Source organism: Pseudomonas sp. ESBL9 (genome assembly GCF_036668715.1).
GTDB classification, from domain to species: domain Bacteria; phylum Pseudomonadota; class Gammaproteobacteria; order Pseudomonadales; family Pseudomonadaceae; genus Aquipseudomonas; species Aquipseudomonas lundensis.
On record NZ_JAZEVV010000008.1, the window covers coordinates 135,814 to 151,922 of the forward strand.

The following is a 16,109-nucleotide window of genomic DNA, read 5'->3' on the forward strand; positions in this document are numbered from 1 at the left end:
GGTTGGTCGCGGGACTGTTTTTGGAGTATAGGTGTGCGTTCTTCTAATAAGAACGCACATAAAAGCCGGTCTAACATGCAAAAAAACATCACTTCGTTGAGCGCACTGAACTGGGACGACCTGAAGTTTTTTCTTGAGGTGGCCCGTACCCGCAAAGCCAGCAGCGCGGCCAAACGGCTGGCGGTGGACTACACCACGGTATCGCGACGCATCAGTTCGCTGGAGACGGCACTCGGCACGTTGCTGTTTGAAAAGTCGCGCACCAATGGCTTCACCCTGACCAATGAAGGCCAGCGTTTGCTGGGCTATGCGGAGTCAATCGAAAGCACGCTGCACATGGCCTGCGAGCAAGTGTCGGGGTCGGGCGTGGCGTTGTCGGGGCATGTGCGCATGGGCTGCACAGAAGGCTTCGGCAGCTTTTTCATCACCCCGCAGCTCAGCCATTTTGTGGACACCTACCCGGCCATTTCGGTGGATATCCTGCCGCTGCCGCACTTCATCAGCCTGTCCAAGCGCGAAGCTGACATCGTGATCGCGCTGGAGCGCCCCGAGCATGGGCCGTATGTGTGTTGCAAGTTGTGCGACTACCGGCTGCAACTCTATGCGACCCAGGACTACCTCGACGCTCACCCGCCGATTCGTCGGCCGTCAGATCTGGCAGAGCATCCGTTTATCAGTTATGTCGACGACCTGGCCTTCAGTTCCGAGCTGCTGTACCTGGCGAACGTCCTGCCGGGCGCCAGCGCCACCCTGCGCAGCACCAGCGTGATCGCCCAATACGTCGCGGCGCAGCAAGGTCGATCAATGGCGATTCTGCCGTGCTTTTTGGCGGCTCAAGACCCGCGCCTGCTGCCGGTATTGCCGCAAGAGATCAACCTCACGCGGCAGTTCTGGATGTACTGCCGCGAGGATCTGCGCAAGCTGAAGCGGATCACCCTGCTGTGGGATTACATCCGTGAGGTGACTGAGCTGAATGCGCCGTTGCTGCTCGGGGAAACGCGGGCGCTGAAGTTTACCGATTAACGGGTGTCAGCAAGCCACTTCCAACGACTTGTAACACGCCGACGTTTGCATTCCGCCCCACTCAAGGGTGCCTCCCCCATTCAAGCATCCGCTGACGATTTTTTATAACTTTGAGAATTTTCCTACGGACAAGCCAAACATCTGTGAAGTAGCGTCCTGTCGCACTTAGGCGGCGAACACGGACCGTCAATTTGCGCAGGGAATGTTATGGCGGTTAAGAATATCTTCCCGAATACCCTGGGATGTAATGGGATAGATGGCAACAGGCGACATGCCGAGGCGACAGAGGCCGCACAGGCAGCTTGGGACAGAACACTGGCGGCGAATGCACGGAACGAGCGGGCAGCTGACGCACGTAGGCGTTCGATCAAGACGCCGGATGAAGTGGCCTCACGCGGATGCGTCTTTGCCAAGAGTTGCACGCTGCCATACGGGACCATCAACTACATCAGTTCAGGCGGAGCCATCCCCACCGATCCGGTTAGCCAATATGGTGAGTTTGCCTTACTGGGCGGCCGTGAAACGGATGCACAAGGAAACATTCCTCTTAAGAAAATCAGCGGCTCCGTACCCTCGTCACTGGAAACACTTCTCTTAGGGGGCGTTGCTACTGGCACCGCAAGCGGTGTGTCTTGTGGTGGTTTGTGTACGGCTGGTGCTGTGGCGTCCGGGACCACCACGGGTGTTGCTGCTGGTACTTTGGCGGGCGTTGTTGCATTGCTGTGGCCATCCAGCTTGGGCGACAGCAGCCTATATACCGAAGAACAGCTCCAGACGCTTAAAGAGGGACGCACACGTGTTCGCCTGCATGTTGAGCAGCAGGCCGATGGCACCTTGAAAGGTTACGGGTACAACACCCAGAAGCGCCGCGACTGGGAAATGATTCCCGTGGTGCAGTTCGTTGCCCAAGGCTCCCGGCAAGTGGCTGACTTGGGCGATGGCGTAACCCTGATATGGACACCCGCCGCTGACCCGTCCAACACCTTAGGTATTCCAGCGTTAGAGGGTGCACCTCAAGCCCCACAAATCTGGATTTATCCGCCATCTGAGAAAGCGGATAGCATCATCGTCAACCCGATCTACCCGCCCGAGGATAAAGACTTCATCCTTGTGTTCCCGGCAGACTCGGGAGTGCAGCCGCTTTACATCGTGATGAACGTTCGTCGAAAGCCTGGCATTGTTACAGGCCAAGGGCAGGACGTAGTAGGAATATGGCTTGCAGGTGCTGGTGTAGGACTTGGTGTACCGGTTCCCTCACAAATCGCAGACCAACTGCGGGGACGGGAATTCAAGGACTTCGACACTTTCCGAAAAACCTTCTGGGAGCTTGTAGCCAAAGACCCAGAGCTAAGTCAGCAATTCAACGAACGCAACCTTAAAGGCATGTTAAATGGTCTGGCACCTGTCAGCCCGAGGGCTGGACATGCAGGAAAACGAATCGCATTCGAGCTGCACCACATCGAACTAATCAAGGATGGTGGTGCGGTATACGATACCGACAACATCAATGTCGTCACCCCTAGACGCCATATCGACATTCACAGGGGAGTTGAGTAATGGAATTGAAGAGCCAACTGGCTGACTACACCGAACAGGAATTCAAGTCGCTGATTCAGGCGATTGAAGACGCAACCACCGAGGACGAAAGGGGCGAGCTTGTCGATCACTTCAACAAGATTGTTCCCCATCCGGCAGGAAGCGACCTACTGTACTATCCAGAGGATGGCGAGGATGATTCAGCAGAAGGTGTAACACGCACCGTAGGCAACTATTGCCGTGCGAATAGTCTACCGGGCTTCAAGAACTGACAGAAAAAAGAAAAGCCCGCTCAATCGCGAGCTACAAACTCTAGGTTCTGAGCCTATCGAATGAAAAGTGAAACATCGTAGTAGCTGTCGAAGATTTTCGTGACGATCCAAGCCGCGAGGGTGCCGCCTGACCCATCCGACACCTTAGGTATTCCAGCGTTAGAAGGCGCACCACAGGCGCCACAGATTTGGATTTATCCGCCCACTGAACAGGCGGATAACATTATCGTCAGTCCGCTCTACCCGGACGCTTACAAAGATTTCATTCTGGTATTCCCGGCTGACTCTGGCATTCAGCCGCTGTACATCGTGATGAATGTCCGGCTTGACCCCGGTACCGTTACAGGACAGGGGAAAGATGTGACGGGTATCTGGCTCGCCGGGGCTACCTCTGGACTTGGCGCCCCGATACCAACAGAGATTGCCGATCAACTACGGGGCAAAAGCTTCGCTAGCTTTGACAGCTTCAGGCGGGCGCTCTGGAAGGCTGTCGCAGGTACTGGATTAGTGGAGCAATTCACAGACAATAGCGTTGACCGAATGCGAGAAGGCAAGGCACCAAAGGCACGTTACAGAGACCGTGCAGGAAAACGTAGTTCCTTCGAACTCCACCACACAGACGAAGTAGCCAAGGGCGGTAAAGTTTACGATGTCGATAACCTGAACGTCGTCACGCCGAAGCACCACATCGACATCCGCAGGAACGGATAACACGACAATGAAGAAAGATATCACCGACTTTACCGAAGACGAATTCATCGCATTCATGCACAAGATTCTGGCTGAAAACGTAGCACCAACGGATGATGTATTAGACGTGCTCCTAGAGGAGTTCTGCGAGATCACTGGTCATCCAGATGGCACCGACCTTATCTACTATCCTGAAGCTGACTCCAGCGGATCAGCAGAGGATGTAACACGCGTCGTGAAGAAATGGCGCGCGGCTCAAGGACTGCCGGGATTTAAAGAGTAATCAATGGAGCGTGAAAGAAAATGTGGAGCTTCGCCCTGACTTAATGCCACCGGTGCTGGATGCCCCTTGGTTTCTCGACTGACGAAATACGCTGAAGAAATTGATTGCGGACATCACGAACAAACTCGGAGTCAGGTGGCGCCCTGAAATCGGATCAGTCCGCGATGACCACTATCGCGACCCGACGGTTTTCAGTACGTCCGGCGCGGGTTTTATTGGACGCTACGGGTTCACGGCTGCCGAGGCCTCGCACCTGGATATTTTCCGGGCGCATGCCCACTTGGGTCAGCACGTTGACCACGCTGTTGGCGCGGCGCACTGAGAGTTGCTCGTTGTAGGCTTCTTGACCCGAGGCGTCCGTGTGGCCGTCTACCCGCACGCGCTGAATATCCACAGCAAGCAGCGCTTTGCCGATACGTTCAACGATTTCCTGGCTTTGCGCGTTGAGCACTTCAAGGTCGCTGCCAAACAGGACCTTGCCCGACAAACCAAACGCCCAGCCTTCTTCGGTCAGTTCAAAGCCTTGTTGTTTGAGTACGGCGATTTGCGCTGGAGTCAGGCCTTTTTGCGGCGCCGTCTGGCAACCGCTCAGCGTCAGCATGACGAACAAGACGCTGAGGCCGAAAAACTGAAAATAACGCTGAGTCATCGCGCGCATGGGTTAGCTCCTGAGGGGGACGGGGGGCGCAAGAGACTGGTCTTGCGCCAGGTGTTGGCCGCCCCGGTCCTGGCGCTTGGCCTGGTACATCGCGGTATCGGCAGCACTGAGCAGTGAGTCCGGGGTGGCGCCATGTTCGGGGTAAACCGCAATGCCGATACTGAGCGAGGTCACGACCTGCACCTGATCGGGCAAGTCGATGGGCGCCAGCATGCTGGCAATGATCTTGTCGGCAATACGTTGCGCATCTTCGGGTTTGTGCAGCGGGGTCAGCAGAATCGCAAATTCATCGCCTCCCAGGCGCGCCACCAGATCCTCTTCGCGCAGTTGGGCGCGTATGCGCGACGCGACGGCGACCAGCACGGCATCGCCTGCCGCATGGCCATAGGTGTCGTTAATGCCTTTGAAACGATCGCTGTCGAGGAACAACACGGCCGCTTTTTCGTCGGCTTTTTTCAGTTTGCGCAAGGTCCGCGCCAACCGTGCTTCGAAGTAAGCGCGGTTGGGCAGGTCGGTCAATGAATCGTGGCTGGCCTGATGGGCGAGGGTTTCATTCTCGTTTTTCAAATGGGTTTGCCATGACTCCAACTCGTCGAGCAGAGCGTTGAAGTCGTTGCCCAGGTTATTCAGTTCCTGAATCCGGGCTTCAGGCACCCGCTGATCAAAGGCCCGTTCCTGACGCGCCGCGTGGGCAACATGGGCTAATTGCCGAAGCGGCACGGTGATGCCATTGAGCAAGCGTCGCGACAGAAACAACGCACTCCAGGCGCTGAGGATGGTGCACACCAGAATGCCGAGCAGGCCACTGAGCAAGAAGCGCAGCATGTTGGCGCCGTGGCCGCTGAGGGTGACGGTGCCGACTTCTCGCCCCTGATGCAGGATGGGCAAGGTGATGGGTTGCGCCAGCAGGCTGTCGGCCAGCAGCATTTCGACTTTGGACAACAGGTCGGTTTCGGGGCGTTTCCACTGCGCCAGTAATTCGCCGTCAGCGGTGAACACCTTGGCATCGGCCACGGCTTCGGTCGAAGCGATCAATGCCAACGCTTCGGTGGCTGCTGCGCGGTCTTCGAATACCACAGCAGCCTCGACGGTGTAATTGATGGAGCGGCCGATGAGGTGCAGGTTGTGGTCAGCGTACACCTTCAACGCGACCACCCCCAAAATGGTCAACGATACGCTGGCCATCGTCACCGCCACCAGCGCCAGCCCTAAATGCCCACGGCTCAGCACCGAACGCAGGCTGCGCCGTTGTTGGGGCTTTTTCGACGCATTCATGGCTGGGCGGCCCGCCGACGCGACAGTTGCAACACACTGGGGTGAATGCGCACGCCGCTTCGGGCCACGGAGTCGAGGTTGACCTCAAAAGACACTTGTTCATCGCCCACGCGCAAACAAAACAATGTGCCGACGGTGCAACGGTCATCGCGCTCACTGATGCTCAACACCGGCTGGCCATTAAGCAGTTGGAACAGCGTGCTGCGCTCGTCATCCGTGAGTTTTCCCAAATACAGTGCGTTGCAGTCGCTGACGATGGCGGGGTTATTTGCCAGCAAACGTCGGACCTGCACCGACCGGCCTGTGGATTGGGTCGCGCCCTTGAGCAAGTCATCGGTGTATTCGGTCGGGCCGACCACACACAGGTGCAGCTCGGCCGGCTCTACGGGCCAGCGCGCATAGCTGAGGATACCGAGTACGACTTGTGTCACGGCTTTGGCACGCTGGTCAGCCAGACTGATCGGCGTTTCAGGTTGGGCAAAGCAGGGAGTGCTCATCAGAAACAGGCAAAGTGGGAGCCAGAAATGCCACACTCTGCAACGCTGCTCTGAAGATGAGGCAGCCACGTCCATGCAGGAATACTCTGTGAACTTCGTAGGAATGATGCCGCAACGATATCACAGACGATGTACGGTCTGTGATACACGTCACGTTTCACCCATCGCCCCCCACCTGTGCCCTATACGGCCCTAGTCTTCTTATCGAGGGCACGCGCTGGCTTTATCCCAGCCCCAACATCAACCCGCTGAGACGCTTCACTTTGCGCAACACCGCGCCCTCGAAAACGCCCGCACGCGGCTCGATCAAGCTGAACCAGTGTTTGGCCCGCGTGATGCCGGTGTAGATCAGCTCTTTGGTCAAGACCGGGTTGAGCGCCTCCGGGAGCACCAGTGCCGTGTGGGAAAACTCAGAGCCTTGGGACTTATGCACAGTCATGGCATACACCGTTTCGACATCATTCAGACGACTGGGCAATACAAAGCGGATGCCGCCCTGCCCGTCGTTACGCGCAAAAGCCACGCGCAGCACGTGCCGTTCGGTGTGACCGTCGCGTTCAGGGAGTTTCAGGGCGATGCCGATGTCCCCGTTCATCAGCCCGAGGCCGTAGTCGTTGCGGGTCATGAGAACCGGTCGGCCTTCGTACCAGTGCTGATCGCTTTCAATCAGTTTGCGGGCAAAGAGCGCGCGGGTGATGCGCTCGTTCAAACCCTCGACACCCCAAGGGCCTTTCCGTACCGCGCAGAGCACTTGAAACGCCTCAAAAGCAGCCAGCACCTCGCCCGCCCACGCCGCCCAGCAAGGGTCTTCGAGCGGCGCGCCGGTGGCCGGACGCTGATCGCGCAAGACCTCAAGATAATGCCGATAGCCTTTTGCCTCGCCCTCTCGCCCTTCGAGCACGAGGCGCTCGAAGTGCGTGTCCTGATCCCCCTTGAGCGCCAGCGCCGACAGGTCTGCGTACTCGCCAGAGGACAAGAGCGCACGGGCTTGCTGCGCCTGCTGCTGATTAACCAGACGCGAAAGCTGCCCGATTCCGCTGCCCTCTCCGAACCGCCGTGAATGACGCAGCATCACCACTTGTTGGGCCAATGGGTGCGTGCCATCCAGGTCCTGCTGCAAACCACTGTCCGCCAGGTGCTCACCGCTGACGCGCTCCAGCCAGGCGCGGGTTGCCGGGGTGTACCAACCGGCTTCGGCATCGCGACACAAATCGCCGAGCACGGCGCCCGCCTCCACCGAGGCCAATTGATCCTTGTCACCAAGCAGTACCAGCCGCGCATGGTCCGGCAGCGCATCCAGCACGTTGGCCATCATTTCCAGATCAATCATGGAGGCTTCGTCGACCACCAGCACGTCCAGCGGCAACCTGTTGCCCGCATGATGACGGAAGTGCCGCGTACCGGGTCGGCTACCGAGGAGTCGGTGAACGGTGGTCACATCACTGGGGATTTTTTGCCGAAGGTTGTCGTCCACTTCCAGGGATTTGACCTGAAGGCTGATGGATTCCGTCAAACGTGCAGCCGCTTTCCCGGTGGGCGCGGCCAGGCGAATCCGCAGAGGCGTGCCGGCTTCTACGGCGGGGGCTTGCAGCAGGGCCAACAAACGCACGACGGTGGTGGTTTTGCCTGTACCGGGGCCGCCCGTGACGATGCTGAAGGCACCACGGGTGGCCAGCGCACAGGCCAATTTTTGCCAGTCAATCGGCGCATTCGCCTGCGGACAGCCGAACAAGGTATTCAAGCGCGCAGGCAAGTCGTCAGGCGTCACCTCGGACACGGTCAGGCGTTGACGCAACGCGTTGTCGATTCGTCGCTCATACGCCCAATAACGCCGCAAGTACACACGCCGTTCGCTGATCACTAACGGTCGGTTGGCGGCTTCTGCCGAGGCATGCCCTGCGTGCTCAACCAACGGACTGGCCTGTAACGCCTTACACCACGCTTCACCGTCCAGCGCCTCCAGCAATTGCGAAGGCAGCAGCATGGCGCCGGTCTGCACATCCCCTTCGGGCGGCAGCGACAGCGCAAAGTCGGGTTCTTTGAGGGTTTCGAACAGGTCCAGACAGACGTGCCCGTGCCCCAGTTGATGGCTGGTCAAGGCCGCGGCCAACAAAACCAGCGGATCGCCATGCGGTGCGCGCTCATGCAAAAAGGCGACGAAGGCTTTGTCCAGCGCACGCAGCCAACCCCGTTCGACCCAGCGCTCAAGAAGCAGCAATAAATCCTCGGCCCGGATCAGTGGTTGCAACAGCGCGAGGCTCTCGGCCGTCAACGGGGTGGGCAACAGTTCGGCAAACGAACGACTCATAACAACACTCCCTGTTCCCACGCGGGTTCAGCCACGATGGGCGGCGCCTTACCCTGAAACATGACGTCCAGGCTTTCAATCAGATCTCTGGGCGGCCGAGTAAAAAAGACGCCCTGACTTTGGGAACGTGTACCCCGTAAAAACAGGTATAACGCACCGCCCATGTGCCGGTCGTAGTCGTAGTCCGCCAAGCGGGCCTTGAGTTGGCGGTGCAGGGCCAACAGGTAAAGCACGTATTGCAGGTCGTAACGGTTGTCCAGAATAGACGCGGTCATGGCCTCTTCGGTGTAGGCCATGTCGTCTGGCCCAAGCCAGTTGGACTTGTAGTCGGCCACGTAATAGCGCCCTGCGTGCTCGAATGTCAGGTCGATAAATCCCTTGAACATCCCGTTGAGCACGCTCGGTTCAGCGGCGGGCCGCGCGGCCCCGCCATGGGTGTGCTGGCGCACGGTTTGATCGAGTTGCAGCACGTCGACTTTATGACTGGCGAACCAGAACTCCATTTCAATCTGATACTGGGTCAATTCGCTCAGGACCACGGCAGGCTGGCCATTATTCAGGCGCAACGGTTCATCTTGCAGGTGCACCAGCCACTCGCCGAGGGTTTCGATCCAGCCTTCCCAACCCCGCCGGTTGCAACGGCGCGCAACGGCGTCCTCGACCACCGAAGGCGTTGCCTTGAATCCCTCCCTGCCCGCCCATTCGAGCAAGCCGTGCAAGAACGTCCCCGGATTCGGCCCACGTGGAAAACGGTGAATATCCCCACCGCTGAGCAACACGTCGCGCGGAGTATCCGGATCAAGCCGCTCATCATCCGAGAGCTTTTGTGCCAAAGCACTTTCCGGCGCCTCGGACGGGCTGAGGCTGTCACCAATGCGCAATGCGCTGTAGGACGCAATCCACCAGTTTTCAGACGCCCGCCGCGCAGGGACCCGAGGTTTAAGCAGCGTCGCCAGATTGAGCGGCGGGTAAAAATGCGCTTCGCTGGCGGGCGGTACAGGGGCGTAGTCAATCGCCGCACAGCCCTGCTGCAGATCGGCCAGCCACCGCTCCAAACCGGGTGACTCGGTCAGCAACGCGCCGCCACCGAGCAAATACCCCAAAGCCGAGGCATGCAAGACCGAGCGATTGTTGTTACCGCGTTTGAGGTCGGCCACGCCCAGCCAGCAGGCATGCCGGGCGCGCGTCAACGCGACATAGAGCAAGCGCAGGTCTTCGGCCAGGCGCTCATCGTCAGCCTGGGTAATCAGCTCGGGCGTCGGCTTGAGGCTGACGTGCGCATGACCGTCAGCGTCATGGAAATGCAAGGGCAAACGGCTGCCATCTACCGGTTTGGTTGAGCAAATAAAAGGCAAAAACACCAGCGGGTATTCCAGGCCTTTGGATTTGTGGATGGTCACCACTTTGACCAGTTGCTCATCGCTCTCGAGGCGCAGAATTTGCTCTTCACCGGTCTGCCCGGATAACGCCAGGTGCTCACTCAGGTGCCGAATCAACGCTTGCTCGCCATCCAGTTCGGCGGATGCTTGCTGGAGCAGTTCCGACAAGTGCAGCACGTTGGTCAGCACGCGTTCACCGTCAGTGCGCGCCATCAGCGCCTGGGGTAATTTGAAGTCGTGCAGCAGACGGCGCAGCATGGCCAGCACCCCTTGCTTGCGCCAGATTTCACGGTAGCCACGGAATTGCATCACGCGCAATTCCCACGCCAGTTCGTCCTGATTCAGACGCTCCAGTTCAATCAGCGGCAAGTCGAGCGTTATGCAGGCGAGCGCTGCGCGCAGAGGACGTTCGACGTCAGGTTCGGCACACGCGTTGAGCCACGCCAATACGTCATGCGCTTCTTGCGCCGCGTAGACCGAATCCTTGTCTGAGAGGTAAACGCTTCGCACGCCTCGCGCCGACAATTCACGCCGAACGGCCTGAGCTTCCTTACCGTCGCGCACCAAAATGGCAATGTCGGCCGGCAGTACGCCGCGCAGGGCTTCATCGTCCTTGGCAAAACCGCAACGGCCTTGTTGCCCTCCATTGAGTAACTCGACAATTTGACCTGCGCATACCGCGGCCAACTGCTGTCGATAAACCGCTCCTGAAATCGGTTGTTCAGAAGGCAGCAACCACAGGTTCATCGCCGTGACGGGTTGGCCATCCTGGAGCAACACTTCCTTTCGGCCCTGGGATTTGACCGAGACAAAAGGCACAGGGTTTTCGTCCCCATCACGAAACAGAAAAGCCCCACGGCCCGCGTCCCGTTGTTCAGCACGCTCAAACACATGGTTGACCGCATTGACCATGGCATGGCTGGAGCGGAAGTTCGTGTCTAACGTGTGCAATCGTCCACGCGTGGCATGCCGGGCCCGCAAGTAGGTGTAAATGTCCGCGCCGCGAAACGCGTAGATGGCTTGTTTCGGGTCACCGATCAGGAACAGGCCGGTCTCCGGGCTGTTGGCCTCAATGCGGTAAATGGTCTCAAAAATGCGGTACTGAACGGGGTCCGTGTCTTGAAATTCGTCGATCAGCGCGACCGGAAATTGCTCACGAATCAGAATGGCCAGACGCTCCCCGCCCTCAGCCTGCAAGGCTGTGTCGAGACGAACGAGCATGTCGTCAAACCCCATCTCGGCGCGTCGGCGCTTTTCCTCTTCGAAACGCTCACTCACCCAGCACGCCGCATGCTCCAGCACTGCCGCATCCGGACTTGGCAACGCATCCAGAGCTGCCTTGAGCTCGTGCATGGCGTCAAGGGCCGGATGCCGTGGCGGCTCACCCTTTTTCCAGGCTTGCGCCATCCCTTCAGGTGTCAGCCGCGTGAACCCGGTACCCAAGTCCAGTTGTTCCAATGAGGCGTCTGACGCCCAGGCAGACATTTTTTCAAACCAGGGTTCGAAATAGCGCGCCTGCATTTTCCGACCGTCGACGGTTTTATCGGCCACACCTTGCAGGCAAATATCGCGCAACTCTTGCGCCCATTGCAGCCAAGGTGCTTTTAACCCGGTCAACACCTGGCGCCGTTCGAGCAGGCTCGCCTCAATCATTTCTGCTGGCGTTTGATCGGGGTTTGCGGCGGGTCGCGAGGTGCCAAACAAGGCGCGAACCCGTGGTAACAGGGCGGCCGGGCCACTCCAGTTTGCGCGCACCCAATTCAGCGCATCGCCCTGCATCGGGTAGCAAAACAGTCGCCAGTAATCACGCAGCACTTCGCCCAGCAAATCGCTGTGGTCGGTTTCAAGGGTTTGGGTGAACAGGCTGCCGCTGTCAAATGCGTGCTCGCGCAACATGCGCTGGCACCAACTGTGGATGGTTGAAACCGCGGCTTCATCCATCCACTGTGCCGCAATGTCCAACCGCCCGGCGCACCCTGCCCATTGCCCGGGCTCGAACTCTTCGCGCAACTGTGCGACCAGTGCATCGGGGGCTTCGGTTTCTTCACGAAAGAAGCGCGCAGCTTCAGCAAGACGCGTACGAATCCGGTCGCGCAACTCTTTGGTCGCGGCATCGGTAAAGGTGACGACCAGGATTTGCGGTGGCAGCAGTTCTCGGCCAAAGCCGGTTTCCTGCGCACCGTGGCCAAGAATCAGACGCAGGTACAGCGCAGAGATGGTGAAAGTTTTGCCTGTCCCTGCGCTGGCTTCGATCAGTTGACTGCCGCGTAACGGGAAGGCCAGTGCCAAAGGACGGTCGAGTTGATTCATCAGCGGCTCTCCTCGCCGGTCAAGGAGCGCCATGGCGCGTCAAACAAAGGGCGGTAAAGCGCATCGCACCAGGCTTCAAATTCTTCTACCGCCATCAAGGCTGCGTAGTCGGGGTACTGCCGGGACAGCGCAGCGCTTTCACGCCGCTCACCTTCACTGGTCTGACCGTCGCCTTCATAGGTTTTCTGGGCGGCCGCAGCGGCTTTGGCAGGATCGTTTTGGCCCAGCCACGCAAAGGCTGTTTTGACCGCGATGGGTAGCGGACGGCTCATGCCTGCCTGCCAGGCCATCATCAAACTGCCAAGGATCTCGGCGGCCTGCTTCGCATCAAGGGGCGCAAGCAGCAAGGTGTCATCGCTCGCCACCAAAGCGGTAGACATCTCTAAACCGGTGGCACAAGCCACCAAGTGGTTAACCCACGGGCGCGTCAATCGATGCCATTTACGGGTTTTGAGTGCGCCAATGCTGTTAGGAATTGTCGTAATGGAGAGTAAGCCGTTGTCGCTGCGCTGATGCAGATTGGCCAACCAGCCTTCAAGGACCAGGCCATGATCTTCAAATCTGACAGGTAGGGCACTGTTGAGGGGGGTTGGCCACATACTTAATAGCTGCTGATAACGCTGCAATACGTCAGGTAACGGCTCTATCAGCTCGTGCTGCAATGATTCTCCAAATCCGGCCATGGGCAATAAGCCACTGCCTTGTAACCGGGTGGCGCGAGTGTGCAGTGCTTTTTCGAGCTGGTCAGGTTGCGCCAGGGCGGCCTCAAGCAAGCTGTCACTAAGGGTATAGCGCTCCAAGGCATCGAGCACGAAGGGCTCTTCATCGGCCAAAGGCACGTGCGCGGCCTCAAAGAACACCTTTAGGCGCTGGCTGAAGAAGTGACGCACGGGGTTACGTAAAAAGTCCTGAAGCTGGGTCAGATTGATCGGTTCTTCTTGTACGTGAGCCGACAAATGGATGGGCACGGGCACTTCGTTTTGCGGCTCATGGAGTTGCTGCCACTCACGGGCATAACTGAATAGCTTGGGATTGCCTTCATGAAAATAGCGAGTGCTGAACGGCTGAAGCGGATGCTCCTGTGTCATGGCGTCCAGCAAGTCTTCACCCTGCGGGAGCCTCCAGCCGCTGGCCAAGTGATCACGCAACTGGCCAATTAATACGCATGCGGGGCGCTCACTGTTATCCCGGATACTTCGTCCGACCCAACTGATATAGAGCTGATCGCGGGCCGAAAGTAGCGCTTCCAGCAGCAGGTAACGGTCATCTTCCCGGCGGGAACGGTCGCCCGGACGGTAGTCGCTGCCCATCAAGTCAAAATCCAGCGGGGGCTGAGCGCGCGGGTAGTCGCCATCGTTCATACCCAACAAGCACACGAGTTTGAAGGGGATGGCCCGCATCGGCATCAAGGTGCAGAAATTGACTGCCCCGGCCAGAAACCGCTGAGAGAGTTTGCCTTGGTCCAGCCCGGTCAGCCAGGCTTCACGCACGACTGTCAGGGGTAATGCATCTTGCAGACCGACCAGCTCACAGGTCTCCAGCCAGCTTTCGCGCAGCGCTTCAAGCTGGGCCAGCAGGTAGTCGTCATGATCAGTTTCAGCCTGGAAAAACAGCTGCATCAACGCTTGAAGGCGTTCGCCCCATTGATGCGGTAAAGCCGGTTGCGACAGCTCTTGGTGCGCAATTTCGAGCGCATCCAACAGGGCCACCAGCGGGCCAATCAAGACCGCGTCCAGACCGCCAATTTCGTCGTAAGGCTCAATGCCATCGCACCCTTCACCGCTGCCCACCGCGTATCCCAGTAGCATGCGGCGCAGACCAAAACGCCAACTGTTTTGCTCAAGGTGCGGTGGCAACCCCAGGCCTGCACGCTGCTCGGCATTTAATCCCCAGCGAATACCTGCACCTTCAATCCAGCGGTGCAAGGTGGGCAGGTCGCGCTCTTGAACGCCAAAGCGGGCACGCAAGGCCGGTACGTCGAGCAGGTCAAGAATTTCACTGACGGGGAATCGGCTGTCTGGCAGTTTGAGCAAGTGCTCGACCGCGATCAAAAGTGGATCCCGCCCTCGCTGGCCCTGGTCGGCCAGCGTGAACGGAATGAATCGGCGATCATCGCGATCGATCTGCCCGAACACGGCGCGTATATGCGGGGCGTAACTGTCGACATCCGGCACCATCACGATCACATCACGTGGATGAAGGTCAGGATTTTCGCTAAAACGCGCCAGTAATTGATCGTGAAGAATCTCAACTTCTCGCTGAGCACTGTGCGCAATGTGGAAACGGATGGATTGGTCTTTTTCCAAATCCACAGCAGGCCAATACTCGCGGGTTTCGCTCAACGGGCGCAGCTCAAGGATGTCGTCCTGCAATTGATTGAGCAGGTTGAGGGGTTCCACTTCACTGAACAGATCGATGCGGCCATCACGGAACGCAGATCGATAGCTGTTGGGGTCATCAAAACTGTCGAGCAGGTTAATGTAATCGCGGCCCTGCTTGCCCCACGCTGCCAATAAGGGGTGGGCGTGTTGATGCAGGATGTCTACGTCCAATGCTGTAGGCATGCCGGCTTTACGCGCTTGGCGTTTGTATTGATGCCGTAGCAGATCTTTGTCGGCAACGATGTCAGACCAATGATGGCGACACGGGTTGTGCACGCACAGCAACACTTGGCTGAAGCGTGCAAGTCCCGCCAGCGCTTCGAGGGCCTGAGCTGGCAGTGACGAAATACCAAATACGATGACCCTGGCAGGCAAGCCCGGCGGCGCTTGTTCAAGACTGTTTATCTTTTCAATAAAACGCTGATGAACACCGGCACGGCTTTGAGCCATGCCTTCTTCGCCGACATCCAGCAACAAGGCGCGCCACAGTTCCGCTTGCCAGCAATTGGCAGGGCTCAACGGCGGGGTTTCGCCTCGCGCATTTCGTAATTGATGGCGCCCGGCGGCCCAATCTTCGAGCCAGTCCGCGCGATACACCTGGTATTGGTCAAACAGGTCTGCAAGGCGTTCCGACAATTGATAGCGTTTGCGCAGATCAGTGTCATGCGTCAAAAAACGCTGCAGAGGCTCGAAATGGGGCTGATCGATCAGGGCGGGTAACAGGCGCATCAGTCGCCACGTTAAGGGGGCTTTATCGAGCAAGGATTTGGCGGGGATCTCTTCGCTGCCAAGCACAAGGCGATACAGCTGCCACAAAAACGTGCCAGGGAGCTGAACGTCTATCGCTGCCGCAATGCCGCAGCCACCCGTATCATCGTCCTGTGCATCTTCGGCTAAGGCCAGCTTCAGCCATTGAGCAATGCCATTGCTTTGGACGAGAGCAATTTCGTTCTCCAAGGGAGCCAAGGGATACATGCGCATCCAGCTGACGACCAAGCTGCGCAGTTCATCAAGACGGTTACCGTGAACCACCATAAAACCCGCATTGAGGGACGTAGCAACCGTCATGACAGCATCCTTAGGAGAAGGCGAAAATCAAAGGCGAACCTTACCACTGCGCAGGCACGTGAAGGCAAGTTGCGAGCTGCAAAGTAGGCTCATGGGCACTGCGGCTTTGACTGAACAACCGGGCCTTTGAGCGTGTAGGAGGGAAGAGCTTTGTTGGCGCTGGTAGCGTTGTGGCCAAGCAAGGTTGGCCGGAAAGAGTTTCGTCATTTGAGGCCGTCGGAGGCGTGTAACTCTTCTTGAGGAATGGGATTCCCCGTAGAAATACCTGAAGGCTTTTTTTCAGGCACAAAAACAAAATCCCCGTCTGCGTGAGCAGACAGGGATTTTGGAATTTAATCTTGACGATGACCTACTCTCACATGGGGAAACCCCACACTACCATCGGCGATGCATCGTTTCACTGCTGAGTTCGGGATGGGATCAGGTGGT

General features: G+C 58.1%; 11 protein-coding genes and 1 rRNA gene. 5 read left to right on the forward strand and 7 right to left on the reverse strand.

Annotation, left to right across the window (positions count from 1 at the left end):
* The first annotated feature begins 75 nt into the window (after window positions 1-75).
* The 5 genes from V6F78_RS19935 to V6F78_RS19955 all read left to right on the forward strand — a co-directional run bounded on the left by V6F78_RS19935 (window position 76) and on the right by V6F78_RS19955 (window position 3,804).
* A complete protein-coding gene (locus V6F78_RS19935; RefSeq protein WP_047295508.1) occupies window positions 76-1,023 on the forward strand; it encodes a LysR family transcriptional regulator in 948 nt (315 codons plus the stop codon).
* A gap of 207 nt (window positions 1,024-1,230) precedes the next feature.
* Entirely contained in the window at window positions 1,231-2,580 is a 1,350-nt protein-coding gene (locus V6F78_RS19940; protein WP_332728030.1) for an S-type pyocin domain-containing protein, read from the forward strand.
* Window positions 2,580-2,831, forward strand: a complete 252-nt coding sequence (locus V6F78_RS19945) for a bacteriocin immunity protein (RefSeq protein ID WP_047278554.1) — start codon at window positions 2,580-2,582, stop codon at window positions 2,829-2,831. Before V6F78_RS19940 ends, V6F78_RS19945 begins: the two co-directional genes overlap by 1 nt.
* A gap of 99 nt (window positions 2,832-2,930) precedes the next feature.
* Window positions 2,931-3,542, forward strand: coding sequence for an S-type pyocin domain-containing protein (locus V6F78_RS19950; RefSeq protein WP_254658343.1), 612 nt, complete (start codon window positions 2,931-2,933; stop codon window positions 3,540-3,542).
* Between the two features lie 7 nt (window positions 3,543-3,549).
* Complete coding sequence (locus V6F78_RS19955) at window positions 3,550-3,804, forward strand: bacteriocin immunity protein (protein ID WP_047295510.1); 255 nt, start codon at window positions 3,550-3,552, stop codon at window positions 3,802-3,804.
* Between the two features lie 154 nt (window positions 3,805-3,958).
* On the opposite strand, the gene V6F78_RS19960 is transcribed toward V6F78_RS19955, so the two are convergent.
* The 7 genes from V6F78_RS19960 to rrf all read right to left on the reverse strand — a co-directional run.
* The gene (locus tag V6F78_RS19960; RefSeq protein WP_047295512.1) at window positions 3,959-4,462 is read right to left on the reverse strand and encodes an OmpA family protein; all 504 of its coding nucleotides are present in this window, start codon (window positions 4,460-4,462) and stop codon (window positions 3,959-3,961) included.
* A 3-nt stretch (window positions 4,463-4,465) separates the two neighbouring features.
* Window positions 4,466-5,737 (reverse strand): diguanylate cyclase domain-containing protein, encoded by a 1,272-nt coding sequence (locus V6F78_RS19965; RefSeq protein ID WP_047295514.1) that lies wholly within the window; start codon window positions 5,735-5,737, stop codon window positions 4,466-4,468.
* Entirely contained in the window at window positions 5,734-6,309 is a 576-nt protein-coding gene (locus tag V6F78_RS19970) for a YfiR family protein (protein WP_047295516.1), read from the reverse strand. The genes V6F78_RS19965 and V6F78_RS19970 overlap by 4 nt, the downstream gene beginning before the upstream one ends.
* Before the next feature lie 148 nt (window positions 6,310-6,457).
* A complete protein-coding gene (gene recD / locus V6F78_RS19975) occupies window positions 6,458-8,542 on the reverse strand; it encodes an exodeoxyribonuclease V subunit alpha (protein WP_332728031.1) in 2,085 nt (694 codons plus the stop codon).
* Window positions 8,539-12,231: an exodeoxyribonuclease V subunit beta gene (recB, locus tag V6F78_RS19980; RefSeq protein WP_332728032.1), complete on the reverse strand. Its 3,693-nt coding sequence runs from the start codon at window positions 12,229-12,231 to the stop codon at window positions 8,539-8,541. Before recB ends, recD begins: the two co-directional genes overlap by 4 nt.
* The gene (recC, locus tag V6F78_RS19985; protein WP_332728033.1) at window positions 12,231-15,680 is read right to left on the reverse strand and encodes an exodeoxyribonuclease V subunit gamma; all 3,450 of its coding nucleotides are present in this window, start codon (window positions 15,678-15,680) and stop codon (window positions 12,231-12,233) included. Before recC ends, recB begins: the two co-directional genes overlap by 1 nt.
* A 336-nt stretch (window positions 15,681-16,016) precedes the next feature.
* Window positions 16,017-16,109, reverse strand: a 5S ribosomal RNA gene (rrf, locus tag V6F78_RS19990); the annotation flags it as partial.